This window comes from Geodermatophilus sp. SYSU D00758, assembly GCF_054049955.1.
The window spans coordinates 39,171-60,492 of the sequence record NZ_JBJGYK010000016.1 but is presented as its reverse complement, the minus strand read 5'-3'; the positions used below and the strand labels follow the sequence as shown (position 1 = coordinate 60,492).

The following is a 21,322-nucleotide window of genomic DNA, read 5'->3' as shown; positions in this document are numbered from 1 at the left end:
GCCGATCCGCAGGCGCGCGCACGATGCCTACCGTGACGTGAGCGCGGTCACCGCCCGCGCCCGTCGTCGCGGAACCGGCCCGGCGACCCCGACACCGGCGGCAGGAGGCTGCGAGATGAGCGCCAACCCGATCGTCATGAACGGCTGGTACATCGGCGCCTGGACCGACGAGGTCGGCCGCACCCTGCTGCAGCGCTGGATCTGCGGCCGGCCGGTGTGCTTCTACCGGCTTTCCGACGGCACCGCGAACGCCGTCGAGGACCGCTGCCCGCACCGCCGCTACCCGCTGTCCCTCGGCCGGCTCGGGGACGACGACGTCATCACGTGCAACTACCACGGTTACCGGATCGACGGGGAGGGGACCTGCATCGGCGTGGCCGAGCAGCCCGACGTCCCCAAGAACGCGCGGGTCCACCGCTTCCCGGTCGTCGAGCGGCACGGCGTGGTGTGGATCTGGCCCGGCGACCCCGAGCAGGCCGACCCCGCCGACGTCCCCGACCTCCCCTGGCTGGCCGACGAGGGCTGGACCCACGTCAAGGGCGTGGTCCCGCTCAAGGCCCGCCAGGTCCTGCTGGTCGAGAACCTGCTCGACCTCACCCACGAGACGTTCCTGCACCCCACCTCGATCGGCAACGCCGCGGTCGCCGCCACCCCGATCGAGGTCGTGGGGGAGGGCAACCGGGTGTCGTTCATCCGGCACATGATCGGCATCGAGGCCCCGCCGTTCTACCGGTCCTCGATGGGGGTCACCACCGACATCGACCGCTGGCAGGACGGCGACTTCTTCGCCCCCGGCACGTTCGTCCTCAACATCCGGATCGCCCCCACGGGGACCGAGGAGCCCGAGGGCTTCCACATGAAGGTCTTCTACGGGATGACCCCGGCCACCGCGACGGAGACCCACGACTTCTTCGCCCTCGGCCGGGACTACAGGATCGAGGACCGGGGGCTGTCGGAGTTCCAGCTCCAGCAGCAGCTGGCGGTCATGCAGGAGGACATCGACGCCCTGGAGGTCCAGGAGGTCATGGTGGCCACCGACCCGGGGATGGTCGAGTCGAGCATCCGCTCCGACGTCGCCGGCATCCGCGGCCGCCGGCTGCTGGACAAGATGGCCCGCGCCGAGGCCGCCGCCCGCGGGGAGGCCCCGGCCCGGCCGGCCCGACCGCAGCGCCCGGCGGCCACCGCCCGCGAGCAGGCCCCGGCCGCCCGCCCCGAGCCGGCGGGGCAGGCATGAGCACCTTCGTCCTCGTCCACGGGGCCTGGCACGGCGGCTGGTGCTGGGACCGCGTCGCCCCCCTGCTGCGCGCGGCCGGCCACGACGTGCACACCCCCACGCTCACCGGGCTGTCGGAGCGGGCGCACCTGCTCGCGCCCACCGTCGGGCTCGACACCCACGTCGAGGACGTCGTCCGGCTGCTCGACGTCCTCGGCCTGCACGACGTCGTCCTCGTCGGGCACAGCTACGCCGGGCAGGTCGTCACCGCGGTCGCCGACCGGCGGCCGGACGCCGTCGCCCGGCGGGTGTACCTCGACGCGTTCGTCGGCGCGGACGGCGAGGCCGCCCGCGACCTGCTGCCCGAGCAGGTCGAGCACCACTGGGCGGAGTCGGCCGAGCAGCAGGGGTTCGGCTGGCTGGTCCCGGTGCGCAGGCTCTCGGTGCTCGGGGTGACCGACCAGGCCGACGTCGACTGGCTCACCCCCAAGCTCACCCCGCACCCGTGGAAGACCTACACCGATCCGCTGCGGCTCACCGGGGCCGCCGAGCGGGTGCCGGCCGCGTTCGTCGAGTGCGTGACCTGGATGCGGGTGTTCGCCGCCCAGGCCGACCGCGCCCGCGCCCGCGGCTGGCCGGTGCACGAGCTCGACACCGGGCACGAGGCGATGGTCACCGCGCCGAAGGCGCTGGCCGACGCCCTGCTCGAGATCGCCCGCTGACCGCCGCCACCCCGCGACCCCTGGAGACCCCGTGGAGTTCCTCGTCCGCTCCGAGAACCGCCTGCCCCCGGAGACGCCGGCCGAGCGCCGCGAGGAGCTGCGCGCCGCCGAGCGGGCCCGGGCCGTGGAGCTGCGCGCCGCCGGGATCCTCAAGCGGCTCTGGCGGGTGCCGGGCCGCAACGCCACCATCGGCCTCTACGAGGCCCCGGACGCCGCCGCGCTCCACGACGCGCTGGTGTCGCTGCCGATGTCGCCGTGGCTGGACGTGCACGTCGAGGCCCTCGCCCAGCACCCGCAGGAGCGGACGTGACCGCCCCGGCCCGCCGGGAGCTGCGCATCTCCTTCCGCCAGCACGACGGTGAGATGCTCGGCACCTGCTGGTGCGGGCTGACCCGGTCCAGCGCCCACCCGCGCCAGCTGTGGGAGTGGCTCGACGAGCACGAGCACCGGCAGCCCGGCGCCGCTGAGGAGGACCCGCCCGATGAGCACTGACACGCCGGCCGGCAGCCGGTTCGACCTGCCCGGGACGCCGGTCTTCGACGGGCAGACCAGCCGCCGCGGCCTGCGGATGAACAAGATGTTCATGACCCTGCGGTCGGAGGCCAACCGCACGCGGTTCCTCGCCGACGAGGCGGCCTACTGCCGCGAGTTCGGCCTGACGCCGGAGCAGGAGCGCGCCGTCCTCGACCGGGACTGGCAGGCGATGATCGACCTCGGCGGGAGCATCTTCTACGTCTACAAGCTGGCCATGATGGACGGCCGGTCCATGCAGTACCTCGGCGGTGTGTTCACCGGCATGACCGAGGAGGAGTTCGTGGCGGCCATGCGGGCCGGCGGGCGACGGGACACCGGCGGGCGACGGGACACGGGAGGACGGCGGGATGGCTGAGGTGGTCTGGGGTCTGGCGACCTCGCACGTGCCCTCGATCGGGGCCGCGATGGACCGCGGGAAGACCGAGGACCCGAACTGGAAGGCGCTGTTCGACGGCTACGCCCCGGCCCGCGCCTGGCTGGCCGAGCACCGCCCCGACGTGGCGGTCGTCGTCTACAACGACCACGCCAACGGCATCGACCTCGACGTCGTCCCCACCTTCGCGATCGGCACCGCCGAGCACTACCCGGTCGCCGACGAGGGCTTCGGCCGGCGGCCGGTGCCCGACGTCGTGGGGGACGCCGACCTGTCGCTGCACCTGCTGGAGAGCCTGGTCGACGAGGGTTTCGACCTCACCGTCTTCCAGGAGCTGGACGTCGACCACGGCCTCACCGTGCCCCTGTCGGTGTGGACGCCGGACCCCGGCGAGGCCTGGCCGTGCCCGGTGGTGCCGCTGCTGGTCAACGTGATCCAGTACCCGCAGCCCACCGCCGCCCGCTGCTACGCCCTCGGCCAGGCGCTGGGCCGGGCGATCCGCAGCTACCCGAAGGAGCAGAAGGTGGCGCTGCTGGGCACCGGCGGCATGTCCCACCAGCTGGCCGGGTCGCGGGCCGGGTTCATCAACCCCGAGTTCGACGCCATGTGGATGGAGGCGATCGAGAAGGACCCGGCCCGGCTGGCGGCGCTGTCCCGCGAGGAGCTGATCCGCCAGGCCGGGTCCGAGGGCATCGAGCTGATCATGTGGCTGATCATGCGCGGGGCCATGGACGAGCGGGTCACCAAGGTGCACAGCTCCTACTTCGTGCCGGCGTCCAACACCGCCGCCGGGATCGCGCTGTTCGACAACCGGGCGCCGCAGCCGGCCTGAGGCCGGCGTCAGCGGCCACCGCAGGGCCGTCCGGGCGCCGCTCCCCGGGTCCGCCGTCCTCCGTCTCGGAGTGCCATGGCACTCGAAGACGGAGGACCCGCGAGGGGGACGTCCGGGCCGGCGCGCGGCCCCGCCGGCCCGGGCTCAGCCGACCCGGGAGACGAACGAGTTCAGCTGGCCGGTGACGCAGCCGGGGAAGGTCTCGAAGGCGCGGGCCCGCTCGGCAGAGGCGTTGTACTCCTCCTCGACCGCGCGGAACTCGGCCTCGTCGCCGTCGTGCTCCACCGCCCACACGAACGCGTCGTTCGGCTCGTCGGCGAACGCGGCGACCACCCGGAAGCCGAACGACGCCCGCACCGGCAGCAGGGTCGGGAACCAGGCGAGGAAGTCGGCCATCCGGCCCGGCTCGATGGTGTAGCGGCGCAGCTGCACGGTGGTCGTCACCGGGGCAGTGTCGCGCACCAGGTCCGGCGCGGCGGACGCCGTGGTTGGCTGACCCTCCCCGCCCGCCGTCGAAGGGACCGCCATGCCCGTCCTGCCCGAGCTCGCCGCCGCCCTGGCCGGTGGCCGCGTCGAGGTCGTCGACCTCACCGCGCCGCTGTCGTCGGGGACCCCGGTCATCGCGCTGCCGGGGCAGTTCGCCCAGACCGCCCGCTTCGAGCTGACCGAGCTCTCCCGCTACGACGACCGGGGGCCGGCCTGGTACTGGAACGACATCCGCACCGGCGAGCACACCGGCACCCACCTCGACGCGCCGAACCACTGGGTCACCGGCCGGGACGGCGAGGACGTCGCCTCCATCGCCCCGGCCCGGCTGGTGGGGCCGGCCGCCGTCCTGGACCTCTCCGCCGAGGCCGCCGCCGACCCCGACTTCCTGCTCGAGGTCGACCACGTGCGCGCCTGGGAGGCCGAGCACGGCCCGCTGCCCGAGGGCGGCTGGCTGCTCTACCGCACCGGGTGGGACGCCCGCAGCGACTCCCAGGAGCGGTTCCTCAACGCCGACGAGAGCGGGCCGCACACCCCCGGGGTCTCGCCGGCGTGCGCCCGCTGGCTGGCCGAGGAGGCCCCGGTGATCGGCCTGGGCGTCGAGACCGTCGGCACCGATGCCGGCGCCGCGGGCGGCTTCGACCCGCCCTTCCCCTGCCACGCCGCGCTCATGGGCAGCGGCAAGTACGGGCTCACCCAGCTGCGCAACCTGGCCCTGCTCCCGCCGACCGGCGCGGTGCTGGTCGCCGCCCCGCTGCCGATCGTCGGCGGTTCCGGGTCGCCGGCGCGGGTGCTGGCGTTCGTCGAGCGGGGCTGAGCCGTGCCGACGGTCGCCGAGGCGGTCGGCGCGGCGCTGGTCCGCCACGGTGCGGACACCGTGTTCGGCGTCGTGGGCTCGGGCAACTTCGCCGTCACGAACGCCATGGTGGCCGCCGGGGCCCGGTTCGTCGCCGCGCGGCACGAGGGCGGCGCGGCCACCATGGCCGACGCCTACGCGCGGGCCAGCGGCACCCCGGGGGTGCTCAGCGTGCACCAGGGGTGCGGGCTGACCAACGCCCTCACCGGCATCACCGAGGCCGCCAAGAGCCGCACCCCGCTGGTCGTCCTGGCCGCCGAGGCGACCTCGCCGCTGTCCAACTTCGCCGTCGACCAGACCGGCCTGGCCGCGGCGGTCGGCGCGGTGCCCCGGCGGGTCTCCTCCGCGGCGACGGCGCTGGCCGACGTCGCCGCGGCGGTCGCGACCGCGGTGGGCGAGCGCCGCACCGTGCTGCTCAACCTGCCCCTCGACGTGCAGGTGGACGACGTCCCGCACGGCGCCACGGACCCGGTGGTGCCCGCGCCGGCCCTGCTCGCCCCGACCGCGGCGGACGTCGACCGGCTGGCCGCGGTGCTGCAGACGGCCGCCCGCCCGGTGTTCGTCGCCGGCCGCGGCGCCCGGCACGCCCGGGCGGCGCTGGAGGAGCTCGCCGACCGGTGCGGGGCCCTCCTGGCCACCTCGGCGGTCGCCCGCGGGCTCTTCGCCGGGAACCCGTGGTCGCTGGGCACCTCCGGCGGGTTCGCCTCCCCGCTGGCCGCCGAGCTGATCCGGGGCGCGGACCTGCTCGTGGCCTGGGGCTGCTCGCTGACCATGTGGACCACCCGGCACGGCCGGCTGGTCGGCCCGGGCACCCGGGTGGCCCAGGTCGACCTCGAGGCGGGGGCCCTCGGGCGGAACCAGCCGGCGGAGGCCGGCGTGGTGGGCGACGTCCGCAGGACGGCGGAGGCGGTGACCGCCGTCCTCGGGACGGCGCGCCCCGGCTACCGCTCCCCGGAGCTGGCCGACCGCCTCGCCGCGGGGGTGCGCTGGCGCGACGTCCCCTTCACCCCCGCGGCGCACGCCGACCGGATCGACCCCCGCACCCTCACCATCGCCCTCGACGACCTGCTGCCCGAGCAGCGCCTGGTGGCGGTGGACTCCGGCAACTTCATGGGCTACCCCAGCGCCTTCCTCGACGTCCCGGACGCCGACGGGTCGGTGTTCACCCAGGCCTTCCAGTCGGTCGGCCTCGGCCTGGCCACCGCCATCGGGGCCGCGCTGGCCCGGCCGGACCGGCTGACCGTGGCCGCCCTCGGCGACGGCGGTGCGCTCATGGGCGCCTCGGAGCTGGAGACCGTCGTGCGCCTCGGGCTGCCCCTGGTCGTGGTGGTCTACGACGACGCCGCCTACGGCGCCGAGGTGCACCACTTCGGGCCCGACGGGCACCCGCTGGACACCGTGCGCTTCCCGGACGCCGACCTCGCCGCCGTCGCCCGCGGCCACGGCTTCGAGGCCCACGTCGTGCGGGCCGAGCGCGACCTCGAGCCGGTGGCGCGCTGGCTGTCCGGCCCGCGGTCCCGGCCGCTGTTCCTCGACGCCAAGGTGGCCGCCGACGAGCCGTCCTGGTGGCTGGCCGAGGCCTTCGGGCACTGAGCGCCCGGTCGGTCAGTCGCCGAAGACAGCGGTGAGCGCGGTGGCCACGTCGCGGTGGCCGCGCACCAGCCGGCAGCGGCCGCGGCCGACCCGGGCCAGGTCGCGGCCGAGGTCGACGTCGTCCTCCCCGGAGGTGTCCAGCAGGACGTCGAGCCGCGGCAGCCGGGCGGCGACCAGCCGCGGGTCGGGCCCGGCGTTGTGCACGCAGTCCGACAGCAGCAGCACCCGGGCGTCGCGTGGGGGCACCCCGGACAGCTGGGCCGCGGCGGTCTCCAGCGCGAAGGACACGTTGGTCAGCCCCTGCGCCGGCACCCGCACCAGGAGGTCGAGGACCGCGAGCGGGTCGATGGTCTCCCCGAGCCGCACCAGGACCGCGGCGTCGGACCAGAACGCCACCACGGCCAGCCGGTCGCGGCCCAGCTCCCCGGCCAGCGCACCGACGGTGGCCGCGGCGGTGCGGACCCGCTCGCCGCGCATGGAGCCGGAGACGTCGACGACCAGCACCACCGAGCGCCGCCGGCGCACCCGCTCGCGGACGACGACGTCCTCGTCCTCGGGTACCGGCGTCCCGGCGACCGCCTCCAGGGTGCGCTCCAGGTCCAGCTCGTCGGACCCCCCGCTCCACCGCAGGCTGGTCAGCTCACCCAGGCCCCGGCGGGCCCGCCGGTCGCGCGGTGGGTGGGTGACGGCGAGCCGGCGGGCGATCTCCCGGGCGCGGCGGCGCACCTGGCCGTCGTCCGTGCCGGGCGCGGCCAGGTCGGCCAGCGGGACGAGCTCGGCCGGCTCGTCGGTCGTGCCGCGCGCGGTGCCCGCGGGCCGGTGCACGGCCGGTCCGCCGCGCCGGCGGTCGCCGGAGGAGAGCGCCAGCCCGCCGCCGCCGGCCGAGGGCCGGTAGAGCGAGGGCTCCGCGGTCAGCTGCTTGGGGCGCCGCCGCAGCGGGCGCATCCCCGAGGCCTGCCCGCCCGAGCCGCGGCGGGTCACCGGCGAGTCGGCCTCGACCGCCCTTCAACCGGGCTGGGCCGCCGCGGGGGAGAGCAGGAAGTGGTCCTCCCAGACCTGCCGCAGCACCGCCTCGGCGGTCGCCTCCAGCGCCTCGTCGAGGAAGATCCGGCCGGAGAGGGCCAGCAGCAGCGCGTCGAGGACGACGGCGGTGTACTCCTCGGGCAGGTCCCGCGGGGGCTGCACCGACGGGGCGTCCGGCAGCCGCACCCCGCGCATGGCGGCCAGCTGCGCGGCGACCAGCGCCAGGTCGATCGCCCCGCGCACGCTGCTGCCCTGGCGGACGTCGTCCCGCTCCCGGGTGGCCCGGGTGAGCGCCACCGCGTCGGCGACCAGCCGCGGCGACTCCAGGCCGGTGCGACGGCCCACGATGCCGCGCTCGGCCTCGGCGTCCTGGTAGCCGATGGACAGCCGGCACAGCCGGTCGTACACCGACGTCGACAGCCGGGTGGTGCCCACGTTGTCGTAGGGGTTCATCGAGGCGACCACCCGGAAGGTGGGCAGCGCGGTGACCGTGCCGACCCGGGGGACGGCGATCCGCCGCTCGGCCATCGCGGTGAGCAGCGTGTTGAGGGTGTCCTCGGGCGCCCGGTTGAACTCCTCCACGTAGAGGAACCCGCCCGAGCGCATCGCCTCGACCAGCGGGCCGGGCACGAAGTTGTCCTCGGTGTAGTCCTCGCGCAGCACGCGGGCCGGGTTGTGGTGCCCGACCAGCCGGGTCGGTGTGAGGTCGGCGTTGCCCTCGACGAACACCAGCGGGATGCCCCACTCCAGCGTGATCGAGCGCAGCAGCGTCGTCTTCGACGTCCCGGGCGGGCCCTCCAGCAGGACGTCGCGGCCCGCCGACACCGCGGCCAGCAGCAGGTCCAGCTCCCGCTCCCGGCCGACCAGGTGCCGGGCGACCCGGGCGCGGACCTCGCGGACCGAGGAGCCCTCGGCGCCGGTCACCCGGTTGCCGGTGACGGCGGTCTCCGGGGCCGTGCCCTCCACGGGCGCGTCGTCCGGGGCTCGGGTGCGGGCGTCGTCGTCCACGGGGCCTCCCACCGAGAAGGTGCTCAGGGTTTGACGTGCCCCGAGCCTAACCGCGGCCGCCGTGGCACCGGCCGCGGGTGGACGACACGGGGCTGCGCGGGGGTCGTGGTGGCCGCCGGTCCGCCCGCGCGATCCCGGGGGCGACGTGCCCGGGGTGCGACGTGCCCGGGGTGCGACGTGCCCGGGGTGTGACGTGCCCGGGGTGCGATGTGCCCGGGGTCTCGCGTACCCGGGATGCGGGGGTCCCGGGCTGCGCCGGACCCGGGCCGCGGGGCCCGGTGCGGCCGCGGCGTCGGGCGGTGCGGTCAGGCGACGCGGCGGGCGGAGTTGTAGCCGCCCATCGCGTCCACGGAGGCCACCTTCACCGGCCGGCCGTAGGTGGAGGCGTGCACCATCTGCCCGTTGCCGATGTAGATGCCGACGTGGCTCACCGGGCTGTAGAAGAAGACCAGGTCGCCGGGCTGCAGCGCCGAGCGGGCGACCGGCGTGCCCAGCTGCGACTGCATGCGGCTGGAGTGCGGCAGCGCGATGCCGGCCGCCGCGAACGCGTACTGCACCAGGCCCGAGCAGTCGAAGGCGTCCGGCCCCGCGGCGGCCCACACGTAGGGGTCGCCGATCTGGGCCATCGCGGTGTCCACGGCGACCTGCGCCGCCCTCCCGGGTGCCGGCGCCGCGGCGGGGGCCGGCGGCGCGGCCGCCCGCGCCGCCGGGGCGGGGGCGGCCGACCCGCCCCCACCCGAGGGAGCCGGCGCGGCTGCCTGCTGCTCGTCCGCCTGCTCGGCGGCCACGGCCTCGGCGGCGGCCTGCTCGGCGGCGTGCCGTTCGGCCGCGGCCTGCGCCGCGGCCTGCTCCTCGGCGGCCAGCCGGTCGTACTCGGCCCGGAACTCCGCGACCTGCCGGTCCAGGTCGGCCTGCTGCGCGCTCACCCGGTCCAGCAGCTGCTGCGCCTCGGTCCGGGTGCGCTCGGCCTCCGCGGCGGCGCGGTCGGCCTCGGCCGCGGCGCGGTCGGCGTCGCCGGCGGCGCGGTCGGCGTCCCGCCCGGCCCGCTCGGCACCGGCGAGCACGCCGTTGTTGTGGTCGGCGATGGTCTGCAGGGTGCCGACCCGGTCCAGCACCTCCTCCGGGGAGTCGCTGGTCAGCATGGCCGACAGCGGCACCAGCCGGTCGCCGGTCCAGGCGCCGCGGGCGACGGCCCGCACCCGCTCCTGCGCCTCGGCCAGCGCGGCCCGCGCCGCGTCCACGGCGGCCTGCGCGTCGGCGACCGCGGCCTCGGCGGCGACCACCTCCGCGGCGGCCTGCTCGGCGGCTCCCTGGGCGGCGCGGAGCCGCTCCCGGGCCTCGTTGAACTCCTCGGTGACCACCTCGAGCCGGTGGGCGCGGTCGGCGACCAGCGCGGCGGCCTCGGCGGAGGTGGCGGGGTCGTCGGGGGCGGCGAGCGCCGGCAGGGGGGTGAGGGCCAGCCCGCCGGCGGCGAGGAGGCCCACCAGGACCCGGGGGGCGGACGGACGGCGGGCAGGGGCGGGCACTCGCGCCATGGCCGGGGGAGCTGTCCTCTCTTCCGCGGCCGCCTACCGGGTTAGCTGACGGGTTCGGGCGGGAAGGCGCCCGGCCGCCGCGGCCGGTCAGGGCCGCGGCGAGCTTCACCCCAGGACTGCGGTGGGTCCCCGGTCCCCGGTTCCGGCGGCGTGGCCGGCGCCGGGGTTCGGCGGCGTCCGGCCGGTGCCACCAGTCGGTGACGGAACGACCCGTCCGGACGCCGACACGCTAGAGGCGTGACCGTTCCGGAACCAACCGCCGGCCGGACACCCCGGGCGGGTCTCACGCTGCGTGACGACGCCGCCCGGGGTGGGCGCTCAGAAGTTCCCGCGCCGCTCCTGCTCCCGCTCGATCGCCTCGAACAGCGCCTTGAAGTTGCCCTTCCCGAAGCCGAGCGAGCCGTGCCGCTCGATGAGCTCGAAGAACACGGTGGGCCGGTCGCCGGTCGGCTTGGTGAAGATCTGCAGCAGGTAGCCGTCCTCGTCGCGGTCGACCAGGATGCCGCGCCGCTGCAGCTCCTCGACGGGGACGCGCACGGTGCCGATGCGGGACCGCAGCTCCGGGTCCTCGTAGTAGGAGTCGGGGGTGGCGAGGAACTCCACGCCCTCGGCGGTCATCGCGTCGACGGTGGTCACGATGTCGTTGGTCGCCAGGGCGACGTGCTGGGCGCCCGGGCCGCCGTAGAACTCCAGGTACTCGTCGATCTGGGACTTCTTCTTGCCCATCGCCGGCTCGTTGAGCGGGAACTTGACCCGGTGGTTGCCGTTGGCGACGACCTTGCTCATCAGGGCGGAGTAGTCCGTGGCGATGTCCTCGCCGATGAACTCGGCCATGTTGGTGAAGCCCATGACGCGGTTGTAGAAGTCGACCCAGCGGTCCATCTCGCCGAGCTCCACGTTGCCGACCACGTGGTCGACGGCCTGGAACAGCCGCTTCGGGGCGCCCGCGCGCTTGACGAAGGACGACGACCGGGCGACGTAGCCGGGCAGGTAGGGGCCGGCGTAGCGGGAGCGGTCCACCAGCGTGTGCCGGGTCTCGCCGTAGGTGGCGATCGCGGCCAGCCGGACCGTGCCGTGCTCGTCGGAGACGTCGTGCGGCTCCTCGAGCACGGTGGCGCCCCGGGCGCGGGCGTGGGCGATGCACCGGTCGACGTCGGGCACCGACAGCGCGATGTCGACGATGCCGTCCCCGTGCCGCCGGTGGTGGTCGGCCAGCGGGCTGGCCGGGTCGTAGGCGCCCTGCACCACGAACCGCGCGGCGCCCGAGCGCAGCACGTAGGCGTGGTGGTCGCGGTTGCCGGTCTCCGGGCCCGAGTAGGCGACCAGCTCCATGCCGAAGGCCGACTGGAAGAAGTGCGCGGTCTGGACCGCGTTGCCGACCACCCACACCAGGGCGTCCCAGCCGCTCACCGGGAAGGGGTCGGTCGAGTCGTCGTGCTCGACGAGGCCGACGAGCTGGCGCAGCTGCTCCATGCTCAGCTCGGCCAGTCGCTCCTGGTCGTTGAGCGTGTCGTTCAGGGTGCCGTCGAGACTCATGGGGTCCTCCGTCCGGTGGGCGCGGTGCTCGATCCGCTACCCAGGACACCTCCCTGCCGCACAGGTGGGCAAGATGGATGGACCGAGCTGGCCATCCCGCCCAGTTCGGCGGACGTGGGGCGCACCGGGCTGTCCGGTCTGCACACGAGCCCGGGATCACGGAGGACCGCGGTGGCCGAACTCGACGCGCTCGACCTGGCGGTGCTCACCGCCCTCACCGAGCAGCCCCGAGCAGGGGTGCTGGAGCTGTCCCGCCGGCTGGGCGTGGCCCGCGCGACGGTGCAGGCCCGGCTGCGGCGGCTGGAGGAGTCCGGTGTGGTCGCCGGGTACGGCCCCGACATCGACCTGGCGGCGGCGGGCTACGCCGTCCAGGCCTTCGTGACCCTGGAGATCGCGCAGGGCGCGCTCGACGAGGTGGCCGCCGACCTGCGGGCGATCCCCGGGGTGCTCGAGGCGCACGCCACCACCGGCGCCGGCGACGTGCTGTGCCGGATCGCCGCCGCCTCCCACGCCGCCCTCCAGGAGACGCTGGTGCGCCTGGGCCGCTCGCCGTGCGTGGTCCGCTCCACCAGCGTCGTGGCGCTGTCGGAGCTGGTGCCCCGCCGGGCCCTGCCGCTGCTCACCGCGGGCGGCCCGCGCGGGGCGAGCCGGTCGCCGGCCTACCGGGACGGCGGGACGACGGCGTCCCGCGGCTGACGGGGCAGCGCCAGCGCCCCGGCCAGCCCCAGCGCCAGGACGGCGGTGCTCAGCGCGAACGCCGCCTGGAACGACACCGCGTCGGTGAGCCACCCGGCCGCCAGCGGCCCGATGATCGCGCCCAGGTCGGCCGACATCTGGAACACCGCGACCACCCGGCCGCCGCGGGCGGGGCTGACGTCGCCGACCAGCGCGGCCGGCACGCTGGCCAGCAGGGCCGCGGCCAGCCCGAAGACCGCCATCGAGGCGAGGAACGCCCACAGCGCCGGCGGGAGCACGAGCACGGCCATCGAGCCGGTCCCCAGCGCCGCGCCGAGCACCAGCGAGGGGCGCCGGCCCCAGGTGTCGGCCAGCCGGCCGGCCCGCAGGAGCGCCAGCGCCTGCGCCAGGGACCCGGCCAGCAGCCCGGCGCCGGCCCACGCCACGGTCCGGCCGAGCTCCTCGGTGACGTAGAGGGGCACCAGGGAGTTGCGCACCCCGAACAGCACCCAGCCGACCCCGAGGTTGGCCGCGAGCGCGGCCAGGTAGAGCCGCGAGCGCAGCGCCCGGGCCAGCGGCAGGGGCTCGGCCGTCGTCGCGGCGTCGGCCGGCCCGGTGCCCTCCGCGCCCGCGGTGGCGCGCAGGAACAGCGTGCTGACCGCACCGGCCACCAGGAGGAACCCGGCGTAGAGGAGGAAGGGCAGGCGCGGGGAGAGCTCGGCGAGCAGGCCGCCGGCGGCCGGCCCGGCGATCCCGCCGAGGATGAAGCCGCCCTGCCAGGTGGCCGCGGCCCGGCCGCGCTGGTCCGGCGGCGCGACCCGCAGCAGCAGTGACAGCGCCGAGACGGTGAACATCGCGCTGCCCACCCCGCCGGCCGCGCGCAGTGCCAGGAACAGGGGGAAGGAGCCGGCCAGCCCGGCCGCGCCGGTGGTGACCGCGACGGTGACCAGACCGGTGGCCAGCACGGTGCGCTCGCCGAAGCGCTCGACCAGGCTGCCGCCGCCGAAGGCGGAGACGAACCGGAAGAACGCGAAGGCGCTGACCGCCAGGCCGACCGCGGTCGTGCCCACCCCGAAGGAGCGGGCGAACAGCGGGATGGCCGGCGCGACGATGCCGAACCCGAGGGCGACCACGAAGGCCACCACCGCCAGGACGCCGACCTCGCGGGGCATGCCCCCGGGACCCCGCTGCCGCACGGGCAGGGATCGTCGCACGCGGTCCCGGCCGCCCGGCGGGGCGCCCGGCCGGGGTGGCTCAGCGCGGCGGGGCGACCTCCCGCACCGGCGCCTGCCAGGGCACGCCCAGCTCGTCCCGGTGGGCGTAGAGCGCCTCGCGGTCGGGCAGCGGGTGGCGCTCCGGGCACCGCAGCGTGCCCACCTCGCCGACGTAGACCGGGTGCGGGCGGGCCGGCACCTCGTAGCGGCCGGCCCGCTGCACCAGTCGCCGCCCGCACTCCGGGCAGTGGAGGTTGTGCACTGAATGGATCCACACGGCTACCACGCGTCGACCCTGACGGCCCCGGCCCGCCGGGATCCAGCCCCGGGGGCGGGTGCAACGGACCGTCACGCGATCGCAAAGGCGCCCGTCCCGGCCCCGGACGGGCGCCACCTAGGCTGCCCCGGTGCCGCTGTTCAGCTTCGAGGGCCGGTCCCCGCAGGTGCACCCGGAGGCGTGGGTCGCCCCCACCGCGACGCTCGTCGGCGACGTCGTCGTCGAGGCCGGCGCCTCCATCTGGTACGGCGCCGTGCTGCGCGCCGACTTCGGCCGGATCGTCGTCCGGGCCGGGGCGAACGTCCAGGACAACTCGGTGCTGCACGGCGGCGACGACCCGGTCACCGAGATCGGCCCGGGCGCCACCGTCGGGCACATGTGCGTCGTCCACGGCGCGGTGGTCGGCGCCGAGGCGCTGGTGGGCAACGGGGCGACCGTGCAGGACGGCGCCCGGATCGGCCGGCGGGCCCTCGTCGGCGCGCACAGCCTCGTCCCGCCCGGCGCGGAGGTCCCCGACGGGACGGTGGCGCTCGGCACGCCGGCCCGGGTGCGCGGCCCGCTCACCGAGGGGGCGGCCCGCTGGGTGGACGGCAACCCCGGCATCTACCGGGAGCTCGCCCGCCGGCACGCCGCCGGGGTCACCGAGGTGGGCTGACCGCCGCGGGGGTGCACCGGGTCCGGCTGCTGCCGGGGCGGCCGGGACCGGCGGGGCGGACGCGCCGTGAGATGGGCGACGAGAGGGACGACGCACCACCCCGACGGGCGCGTCGTCATGTCGTCATGACGTATGGTCGCGGGGACCCGGCCCACCACATCCCGAGGAGCAGCCGGTGCGCATCGGCATCCTGACCGGCGGCGGCGACTGCCCCGGCCTCAACGCCGTCATCCGATCCGTCGTCCGCAGCTCGACGGCGCACTACGGCAGCGAGGTCGTCGGCTTCCGCGACGGCTGGCGCGGCCTGCTGGAGAACCGGACGACCCCGCTGGACGTCGCCGCCGTGGACGGCCTGCTCACCCGCGGGGGGACGACGCTGGGCTCGGCGCGGGTCGCCCCGCAGCGGCTGCGCGACGAGCTGCCCGAGATGAAGGCCGTGCTCGCCCGGCACGGCGTCGACGTGCTCATCCCGATCGGGGGCGAGGGCACGCTCACCGCCGCCCACCTGCTCTCGGAGGCGGGGGTCCCGGTCGTCGGCATCCCGAAGACGATCGACAACGACATCGACTGCACCGACCTCACCTTCGGCTTCGACACCGCCGTGAGCATCGCCACGGACCTCATCGACCGGCTGCACACGACGGCGGAGTCCCACCAGCGGGTGCTGCTGGTCGAGGTGATGGGCCGGCACGCCGGCTGGATCGCCCTGCACGCCGGCCTGGCCTCCGGGGCGCACCTGACGCTGGTGCCCGAGGAACCCTTCGACGTCGCCGAGGTCGCCAAGGTGGTCGAGGAGCGCTTCGCCCGCGGGGACACCCACGTGATCGGCGTCGTCGCCGAGGGGGCGCACCCGCTGCCGGGCACGATGCTCGTGCGGGACGGCGGCGTGGACGAGTACGGCCACCGGCGGTTCACCGGCGTGGCCCAGCAGCTGGGGGAGGAGCTGGAGCGGCGCACCGGCAAGGAGGTGCGGACGACCGTCCTCGGCCACGTGCAGCGCGGCGGCACCCCGACGTCCTTCGACCGGGTGCTGGCCACCCGTTTCGGCCTGCACGCGACGATCGCCGCCCACGAGGGCCGGCACGGGCAGATGGTCGCCCTGCGCGGGACGGAGATCGAGCTGGTGCCGCTGGCCGACGCGGTCGCGCGGCTGAAGACCGTGACGCCGTCCCGGCTGGCCGAGACCGGCGCCTTCACCGGCTGACCCGCTGCGCCGGGCGACCCGGGGCGCCGGCGGGGGCGCCACCGGCCGCGCCGGGCTGCCGCCGGCCTCCCGCGGGGCTAGCGTCCGGGCGAGCGACCGGTGAGACGAGGAGGCCCGCGTGCCCGAGACGGCCATCCCGGGCGGGGCCAGCGCTCCGCAGCTGCGCGCCCACCTGGCGGTGCCGCCGGTCGGGGCGGGCCCGTGGCCCGGCGTCGTGGTCGTGCACGAGGTGTTCGGGCTGACCGACGACGTGCGGGAGCACGCCGACCGGCTGGCCGCGGCCGGCTACCTCGCCGTCGCCCCGGACCTGCTCTCCGCCGGCGGGTTCCGCTGCCTGCGGCGCGTGTTCGCCGACCTGTCCCGGCGTGAGGGCCCGGCGTTCGGTGACCTCGACGCGGCGCGGGCCTGGCTGGCCGGCCGGGAGGACTGCACCGGCCGGGTCGGCGTCCTCGGCTTCTGCCTCGGCGGCGGGTTCGCGCTCCTGGCCGCCACCCGCGGCTTCGACGTCGCCGCGCCGCACTACGGGCCGCTGCCCGACGACCCGGCCGCGGTGCTGGCCGGTGCCTGCCCGGTGGTGGCGAGCTACGGGCGGCGGGACCCGTCGCTGCGGGGGGCCGCCGCGCGGGTCGAGGCGGCGCTCACCGAGCACGGGGTGCCGCACGACGTCCGCGAGTACCCGGACGCCGGGCACTCGTTCATGAACCGGCACAACGCCGGCCCGCTGACCGTCCTGGCCCGCGTCGCCGGGGTGGGCTACCACCACCCGTCAGCCGAGGACGCCTGGGGGCGCGTGCTGCGGTTCCTGGACCAGCACCTGCGCTGATCCGCGGAGCGGCGGCACGGCCGGAGGTGTGGCCACGGCCGGTGCCGGGCAAGGTGGCAGGACGTCCAGCCCCGGGCGGCCGGCGCCGGCTCCGAGCCGGCCATCCCCGGGAGTCCGCCGTGTCCCCGCTCCGCACCCCCGCCGGCCCCGCCCCGCGGCACCTGTGCACCGACGTCCCCGCGGTCGGCCGGGTGCACGCCCGCACCTGGCCGGGGCACGCGAGGAGCCCCGAGCCGGTCGTGCTCGTCCACGGCCTCGGGCTGTCCAGCCGCCACCTCGTCCCGCTCGGGCGCCGTCTGGCCGCTCTCGGGCACCGGGTCCTCGCCCCGGACCTGCCGGGCTTCGGCCGCTCCCCGAGGGCGGCCGGGACGCCGTGGCCCGGGGGTCCCGACGTCGCCGAGCAGACCGGCCACCTCACCGCCTGGCTCGACGCGGTCGGCGTGGACCGGGCGTCCTTCTACGGCAACTCCGTCGGGGTCCAGGTCGCCGTCGAGCTCGCCGCCCGGGCACCGGAGCGGGTCGGCCGGCTGGTGCTCGGCGGCCCGACACCGGACCCCGCCTACCGCTCGCCGTTGCGCCAGTACCCGCGGGTGCTGCGCAACCAGGCCTTCGAGGCGCCCTCGCTGCAGCCGGTCGTCCAGCTGGAGTACCTCTCGGCGGGGTTCCTGCGGGTGCTGCAGCAACTGGTCCGGACCGTGGACGACCCGATCGAGCAGCGGCTGCCACGGGTGCAGGCGCCGACCCTCGTCGTCCGCGGGCAGTACGACCAGACGCTGTCGCAGGCCTGGGCCGAGCGGTTCACCGCCCTCCTGCCCGACGGGCGGCTGGTCGTGGTGGAGGGGGCGGCGCACAACGTGCACTGGACGGCGCCGGCCGTCACCGCCCGCCTGGTCCACGGCTTCCTGACCGGCGACCTCGTCCCCGGTGCCGACGGTGTGGTGGTCCCCCGGCCCGGCGCCGACGACCCGCTGACCCCGGGCGGGCGGCTGCCGGCCGGGCTGCACGCCGTCCTGGACCACCTGACCGCCCCGGCGCTGCTCACCGTCCCGTGGCTGCTGGGATGGTCGCCCCGGACCCGCCGGCTCCTGGGCGCGTTCGGGGCCCTGGGGCTGGCCGACGCGCTGCTCACCCGCTACCCCGGCGGCCTCCTGCGGCGGATCCCGCTGCCGGTGCACCTGAACCTGGAGGCCTCGGCCGGCCTGCAGCTGCTGCTCGCCGCGGCGACCCTCCTGCGGGGCGAGCCGGCCGGCCAGCGCGCAGCCGTGGCCGCGCAGGGGCTGGGGGAGCTGCTCCGGGCCACCGCGACCCGGCCGCCCACCGGACCGTGCCGGCTGGTCCCGGTCCCGGCCGGTGCCGGCCGGCTGGAGGGCTCCGACGGGTCACCCGGCTCCCGGTGACCGCTCCCGCGGGACGCCGTCCCCCCGTCGGGCCCCGGCCACCAGCAGGGGGACGCCCAGGACGAGCACGGCCAGGAGCGCGACCACCCGGGGCCCCAGCGCGAAGGCGAGGACCACGGCCGCGATCCACCCGCCGACCACCGTGGCCAGCATCCGGCGGCAGCGGTCGCGGACCAGCCGCTGGCCCGCGTGCCGGAAGGACGGGTCCTCGCGCTCGAGGTCGTCCCGCAGCGCGGCGAGCACCTCCTCGTCGGTCCCCCGGGGGACCCGGGCACGCCGGTCCCGGGCGCCGTCCGCCGGTCGCCGCGCCGGCCGGGCGGCGCCGGCCGCGCGCACCCGTCGGCCGGTGCTCATGTCGGGTCCGGGTCCTCGGACCCGCTGCGCCGGCCGGAGGTCAGCCCCATCTCGCTGACCCCGCCGAAGGGATCGTGCCGCTTGCCCACGTGCTTCTCGGCCTCCAGCCGGTCGAGCATGTGCGGGTAGTGGGCCTCGAACGCCGGGCGCTCGGAGCGGATCCGCGGGATCTCGGTGAAGTTGTGCCGCGGCGGCGGCGACGAGGTCGCCCACTCCAGCGAGTTGCCGTGGCCCCAGGGGTCGTCCCGCAGCGCCAGCGGACCGTTGCGCCAGGACTTCCAGACGTTGTAGAGGAACGGGATGATCGAGGCCCCGAGCACGAAGCTGAAGATCGTGGAGATCGTGTTCAGCGTCGTGAAGCCGTCGGTGGGCAGGTAGTTGACGTACCGGCGCGGGTAGCCCTCGTTGCCCAGCCAGTGCTGCACCAGGAACGTGCCGTGGAACCCGACGAACACCATCCAGAACTGCAGCTTGCCGAGCCGCTCGTCCATCATCCGGCCGCACATCTTCGGGAACCAGAAGTAGACCCCCGCGTAGGCGGCGAAGACCACGGTCCCGAAGACGACGTAGTGGAAGTGCGCGACGACGAAGTACGTGTCGTTGAGGTGCCAGTCCAGCGGCGGGGAGGCCAGCAGGACGCCGGTCAGGCCGCCCAGCAGGAAGGTGATCAGGAACCCGATCGAGAACAGCATGGGCGTCTCGAAGCTCAGCTGCCCCCGCCACATGGTGCCGATCCAGTTGAAGAACTTGATCCCGGTCGGCACGGCGATCAGGTAGGTGAGGAACGCGAAGAACGGCAGCAGCACCGCGCCGGTGGCGTACATGTGGTGCGCCCAGACCGCCAGGGAGAGGCCACCGATCAGCAGCGTCGCCCCGACCATGCCCTTGTAGCCGAACAGCGGCTTGCGGCTGAACACCGGGATGATCTCGGTGACGATGCCGAAGAACGGCAGCGCGATGATGTAGACCTCGGGGTGGCCGAAGAACCAGAACAGGTGCTGCCAGAGGATCGGCCCGGCCATCTCGTCCGAGTACACCATCGCGCCCAGCTGCCGCTCGGCCAGCAGGGCGAAGAGAGCGGCGGTGAGGATCGGGAAGGCGAAGAGCACCAGCAGGCTGGTGACCAGGGTGTTCCAGCAGAAGATCGGCATCCGGAACATCGTCATCCCCGGCGCCCGCAGGCAGACGATGGTGGTGATGAAGTTGACCGCCCCCAGGATGGTGCCCAGGCCGGAGACGGCCAGGCCGGCGATCCACAGGTCCCCGCCCGGGCCGGGGCTGTGCACGACGGTGGACAGCGGGGTGTAGGCGTACCAGCCGAAGTCGGCGGCGCCGCCGGGGGTGAAGAACCCGGAGACGGCGATCGTGCTGCCGAAGAGGAACAGCCAGTAGGAGAAGCTGTTCAGCCGGGGGAACGCCACGTCCGGCGCGCCGATCTGCAGCGGCATGATCAGGTTGCCGAAGGCGAAGAACAGCGGCGTGGCGAAGAACAGCAGCATCACCGTGCCGTGCATGGTGAACAGCTGGTTGTACTGCTCGGGCGAGAGGAACTGCAGCCCCGGCTGGGCGATCTCCCCGCGGATCAGCATGGCCATGAGGCCGCCGATCACGAACCAGAAGAACGACGTGGCCAGGTACATCAGGCCGATGGTCTTGTGGTCGGTGGTCCGCAGCAGGTTCGACAGCCGACCGCCCTTGCCGGCCGGCTCGGCGCCGGCCGGGCGGCTGACGATCGGCCGGGGCGCGATGGCGGTCACGCGGGACGCTCCCCGGTGCGGGCCGGGCGGGGACGGGCCATGGCTCCCCCAGGTGCTCGGCCGCCCGGCGGACGGCCGTGGCGCGCCGGCCCACCGGTTCGGCGGTGCTCCCGCCCGGGGGTCCGGACGGTACCCCCATCATGGTCGTGACCCCGGGAGAGGCAAGCGGAGCGCGCGCGGCAGTTCACGGCGGGCGGGGGTCTCGGTGCAGGCGGTCTCGGTGCAGGCGGTCTCAGTGCAGGCGGGAGCGCCAGTCGGCGGGGACCCGCCCGGCCGGACCCGGCGCGGGCTGCTCGACCGGCCGGGACAGCGGCGGGGCCAGGTCCGGGCCGCGGACCGCCCGCTCGGCGGAGAAGTCCCAGAACCAGGCCTCGCCGGGCTCGAAGCTGCGGACGACCGGGTGCCCGGCCTCGGCCGCGTGCGCCCGGGCGTGCCGGGACGGCGAGGAGTCGCAGCAGCCGACGTGCCCGCAGGCCGCGCACCGGCGCAGGTGGAACCACCACCCGCCGAGCTCCTCGCACTCCACGCACCCGGTGCCGCTCGGCGGCACGGAAGGGTCGATCGCTGCGGTCATCGCCGGCCTCCGTCGTGGGTCCGCCGCCCACCGTAGGGACGGCGGGGCGCGACGGGAAGGTGCCCGCGCATCCGCCCCGGGTCGACGCGGGGGCCGCGGGGGCGTTCCATGGAGGCCGGTCACCAGGAGGGGAGCCGTGGGGGTCGGTCACCGGGAGGGGCGCATGGGCACCGTCGCGCTGGGCGCGCAGGACTTCACCTCGACCGTCGACGGGCCGGGCATCGTGCTGGTCGACTTCCGCACCGAGCTGTCCGGCTCCAGCCGGGCCTTCGCGACCGTCTTCGACGCCGCCGCACGGCGGCACCCCGACCTGCTGTTCGCCACGGTCGACACCGAGGCGGAGGCCGACCTCACCGCGCGGGTCGGGGTCCGGGCCGCCCCGACGCTCATGGTCTTCCGCGACGGCGTGACGGTCTTCGCCGAGCCGGGGTGGCTGCCCGGGGACTCGGTGGACCTGCTCATCGCCACCGTCCGCAGCCTGGACATGGACGCGGTGCGGGCCCAGTTCCCGGAGCCGGTCACCGGCCCCTGACCGCGGGCGGGTCCGCGGGGCTGTCGGTGGGCCGTGGCCGGGTCTAGCGTGGCCGTCGCCGCGGCCGACGCCGTCCGCGGGCCGTCACCCCCCGGGCCGCCCGCGCGGCCCGGCCTGCCGCCGGCGCGGCCGGCGGTGCGACAGGAGGA

At 76.1% G+C, this 21,322-nt stretch carries 24 protein-coding genes and 1 riboswitch; of the genes, 14 read left to right on the top strand and 10 right to left on the bottom strand.

Features of this window, described 5'->3' with window-relative positions; all coding sequences use genetic code 11:
* Positions 1-115 precede the first annotated feature (115 nt).
* Genes ACI8AC_RS13620 through ACI8AC_RS13595 form a run of 6 tightly spaced genes read left to right on the top strand, consistent with a single transcriptional unit; the run spans position 116 to position 3,674 of the window.
* On the top strand, positions 116-1,234 hold the full coding sequence (locus tag ACI8AC_RS13620; protein ID WP_456898320.1) for a Rieske 2Fe-2S domain-containing protein: 1,119 nt from the start codon (positions 116-118) through the stop codon (positions 1,232-1,234).
* Positions 1,231-1,935, top strand: coding sequence for an alpha/beta fold hydrolase (locus ACI8AC_RS13615; protein ID WP_456898319.1), 705 nt, complete (start codon positions 1,231-1,233; stop codon positions 1,933-1,935). The genes ACI8AC_RS13620 and ACI8AC_RS13615 overlap by 4 nt, the downstream gene beginning before the upstream one ends.
* Before the next feature lie 31 nt (positions 1,936-1,966).
* Positions 1,967-2,245: a muconolactone Delta-isomerase family protein gene (locus ACI8AC_RS13610; RefSeq protein WP_456898318.1), complete on the top strand. Its 279-nt coding sequence runs from the start codon at positions 1,967-1,969 to the stop codon at positions 2,243-2,245.
* Positions 2,242-2,427, top strand: a complete 186-nt coding sequence (locus tag ACI8AC_RS13605) for a hypothetical protein (protein WP_456898317.1) — start codon at positions 2,242-2,244, stop codon at positions 2,425-2,427. The genes ACI8AC_RS13610 and ACI8AC_RS13605 overlap by 4 nt, the downstream gene beginning before the upstream one ends.
* Complete coding sequence (ligA, locus tag ACI8AC_RS13600) at positions 2,417-2,824, top strand: protocatechuate 4,5-dioxygenase subunit alpha (protein WP_456898316.1); 408 nt, start codon at positions 2,417-2,419, stop codon at positions 2,822-2,824. The genes ACI8AC_RS13605 and ligA overlap by 11 nt, the downstream gene beginning before the upstream one ends.
* Entirely contained in the window at positions 2,817-3,674 is an 858-nt protein-coding gene (locus tag ACI8AC_RS13595) for a class III extradiol dioxygenase family protein (RefSeq protein WP_456898315.1), read from the top strand. Before ligA ends, ACI8AC_RS13595 begins: the two co-directional genes overlap by 8 nt.
* A 144-nt stretch (positions 3,675-3,818) precedes the next feature.
* Here ACI8AC_RS13595 and ACI8AC_RS13590 read toward each other — a convergent pair whose 3' ends face one another.
* On the bottom strand, positions 3,819-4,118 hold the full coding sequence (locus ACI8AC_RS13590; protein WP_456898314.1) for a hypothetical protein: 300 nt from the start codon (positions 4,116-4,118) through the stop codon (positions 3,819-3,821).
* A gap of 82 nt (positions 4,119-4,200) precedes the next feature.
* Here ACI8AC_RS13590 and ACI8AC_RS13585 point away from each other — a divergent pair, with 82 nt between their 5' ends.
* Both ACI8AC_RS13585 and ACI8AC_RS13580 read left to right on the top strand, forming a co-directional pair.
* Entirely contained in the window at positions 4,201-4,977 is a 777-nt protein-coding gene (locus ACI8AC_RS13585) for a cyclase family protein (RefSeq protein ID WP_456898313.1), read from the top strand.
* A gap of 3 nt (positions 4,978-4,980) precedes the next feature.
* Positions 4,981-6,609, top strand: a complete 1,629-nt coding sequence (locus tag ACI8AC_RS13580; RefSeq protein WP_456898312.1) for a thiamine pyrophosphate-binding protein — start codon at positions 4,981-4,983, stop codon at positions 6,607-6,609.
* 12 nt (positions 6,610-6,621) lie between these two features.
* Here the strand turns inward: ACI8AC_RS13580 and ACI8AC_RS13575 are convergent, their stop codons facing one another.
* The 4 genes from ACI8AC_RS13575 to hppD all read right to left on the bottom strand — a co-directional run bounded on the left by ACI8AC_RS13575 (position 6,622) and on the right by hppD (position 11,711).
* Positions 6,622-7,590 (bottom strand): vWA domain-containing protein, encoded by a 969-nt coding sequence (locus tag ACI8AC_RS13575; RefSeq protein ID WP_456898311.1) that lies wholly within the window; start codon positions 7,588-7,590, stop codon positions 6,622-6,624.
* Positions 7,591-7,614: 24 nt separating this feature from the next.
* Positions 7,615-8,640, bottom strand: coding sequence for an AAA family ATPase (locus tag ACI8AC_RS13570; protein ID WP_456898310.1), 1,026 nt, complete (start codon positions 8,638-8,640; stop codon positions 7,615-7,617).
* 305 nt (positions 8,641-8,945) lie between these two features.
* Complete coding sequence (locus ACI8AC_RS13565; RefSeq protein WP_456898309.1) at positions 8,946-10,175, bottom strand: C40 family peptidase; 1,230 nt, start codon at positions 10,173-10,175, stop codon at positions 8,946-8,948.
* A 30-nt stretch (positions 10,176-10,205) separates the two neighbouring features.
* A riboswitch (cyclic di-AMP (ydaO/yuaA leader) is annotated at positions 10,206-10,323 on the bottom strand.
* Positions 10,324-10,493: 170 nt separating this feature from the next.
* Positions 10,494-11,711, bottom strand: a complete 1,218-nt coding sequence (gene hppD / locus ACI8AC_RS13560) for a 4-hydroxyphenylpyruvate dioxygenase (RefSeq protein ID WP_456898308.1) — start codon at positions 11,709-11,711, stop codon at positions 10,494-10,496.
* A gap of 171 nt (positions 11,712-11,882) precedes the next feature.
* Here hppD and ACI8AC_RS13555 point away from each other — a divergent pair, with 171 nt between their 5' ends.
* Positions 11,883-12,407 carry an Lrp/AsnC family transcriptional regulator gene (locus ACI8AC_RS13555; RefSeq protein WP_456898307.1) on the top strand — a complete coding sequence of 175 codons (525 nt, stop codon included), beginning with the start codon at positions 11,883-11,885 and terminating at the stop codon, positions 12,405-12,407.
* Here ACI8AC_RS13555 and ACI8AC_RS13550 read toward each other — a convergent pair.
* The gene (locus tag ACI8AC_RS13550; protein ID WP_456898306.1) at positions 12,371-13,558 is read right to left on the bottom strand and encodes an MFS transporter; all 1,188 of its coding nucleotides are present in this window, start codon (positions 13,556-13,558) and stop codon (positions 12,371-12,373) included. The two genes, ACI8AC_RS13555 and ACI8AC_RS13550, sit on opposite strands and share 37 nt — an antisense overlap.
* A gap of 82 nt (positions 13,559-13,640) precedes the next feature.
* Positions 13,641-13,886 (bottom strand): hypothetical protein, encoded by a 246-nt coding sequence (locus ACI8AC_RS13545; protein WP_456898305.1) that lies wholly within the window; start codon positions 13,884-13,886, stop codon positions 13,641-13,643.
* Positions 13,887-14,007: 121 nt separating this feature from the next.
* On the opposite strand from ACI8AC_RS13545, the gene ACI8AC_RS13540 reads away from it, so the two are divergent.
* The 4 genes from ACI8AC_RS13540 (at position 14,008) to ACI8AC_RS13525 (ending at position 17,956) form a co-directional block, all read left to right on the top strand.
* Positions 14,008-14,532, top strand: coding sequence for a gamma carbonic anhydrase family protein (locus tag ACI8AC_RS13540; RefSeq protein ID WP_456898304.1), 525 nt, complete (start codon positions 14,008-14,010; stop codon positions 14,530-14,532).
* A gap of 175 nt (positions 14,533-14,707) precedes the next feature.
* A complete protein-coding gene (locus ACI8AC_RS13535) occupies positions 14,708-15,736 on the top strand; it encodes an ATP-dependent 6-phosphofructokinase (RefSeq protein WP_456898303.1) in 1,029 nt (342 codons plus the stop codon).
* A 118-nt stretch (positions 15,737-15,854) separates the two neighbouring features.
* Positions 15,855-16,559, top strand: coding sequence for a dienelactone hydrolase family protein (locus ACI8AC_RS13530; protein ID WP_456898302.1), 705 nt, complete (start codon positions 15,855-15,857; stop codon positions 16,557-16,559).
* A gap of 119 nt (positions 16,560-16,678) precedes the next feature.
* Complete coding sequence (locus ACI8AC_RS13525; protein ID WP_456898301.1) at positions 16,679-17,956, top strand: alpha/beta fold hydrolase; 1,278 nt, start codon at positions 16,679-16,681, stop codon at positions 17,954-17,956.
* On the opposite strand, the gene ACI8AC_RS13520 is transcribed toward ACI8AC_RS13525, so the two are convergent.
* From ACI8AC_RS13520 to ACI8AC_RS13510, 3 genes are all read right to left on the bottom strand, one after another.
* Positions 17,939-18,310, bottom strand: a complete 372-nt coding sequence (locus ACI8AC_RS13520; RefSeq protein WP_456898300.1) for a hypothetical protein — start codon at positions 18,308-18,310, stop codon at positions 17,939-17,941. The genes ACI8AC_RS13525 and ACI8AC_RS13520 overlap by 18 nt on opposite strands.
* Positions 18,307-20,067 carry an aa3-type cytochrome oxidase subunit I gene (gene ctaD / locus ACI8AC_RS13515; protein ID WP_456898299.1) on the bottom strand — a complete coding sequence of 587 codons (1,761 nt, stop codon included), beginning with the start codon at positions 20,065-20,067 and terminating at the stop codon, positions 18,307-18,309. Before ctaD ends, ACI8AC_RS13520 begins: the two co-directional genes overlap by 4 nt.
* Positions 20,068-20,299: 232 nt before the next feature.
* Positions 20,300-20,641, bottom strand: coding sequence for a UBP-type zinc finger domain-containing protein (locus ACI8AC_RS13510; protein WP_456898298.1), 342 nt, complete (start codon positions 20,639-20,641; stop codon positions 20,300-20,302).
* 163 nt (positions 20,642-20,804) lie between these two features.
* Between ACI8AC_RS13510 and ACI8AC_RS13505 the strand changes: the two genes are divergently transcribed.
* On the top strand, positions 20,805-21,173 hold the full coding sequence (locus ACI8AC_RS13505) for a thioredoxin family protein (RefSeq protein WP_456898297.1): 369 nt from the start codon (positions 20,805-20,807) through the stop codon (positions 21,171-21,173).
* The last annotated feature ends 149 nt before the right edge of the window (positions 21,174-21,322 follow it).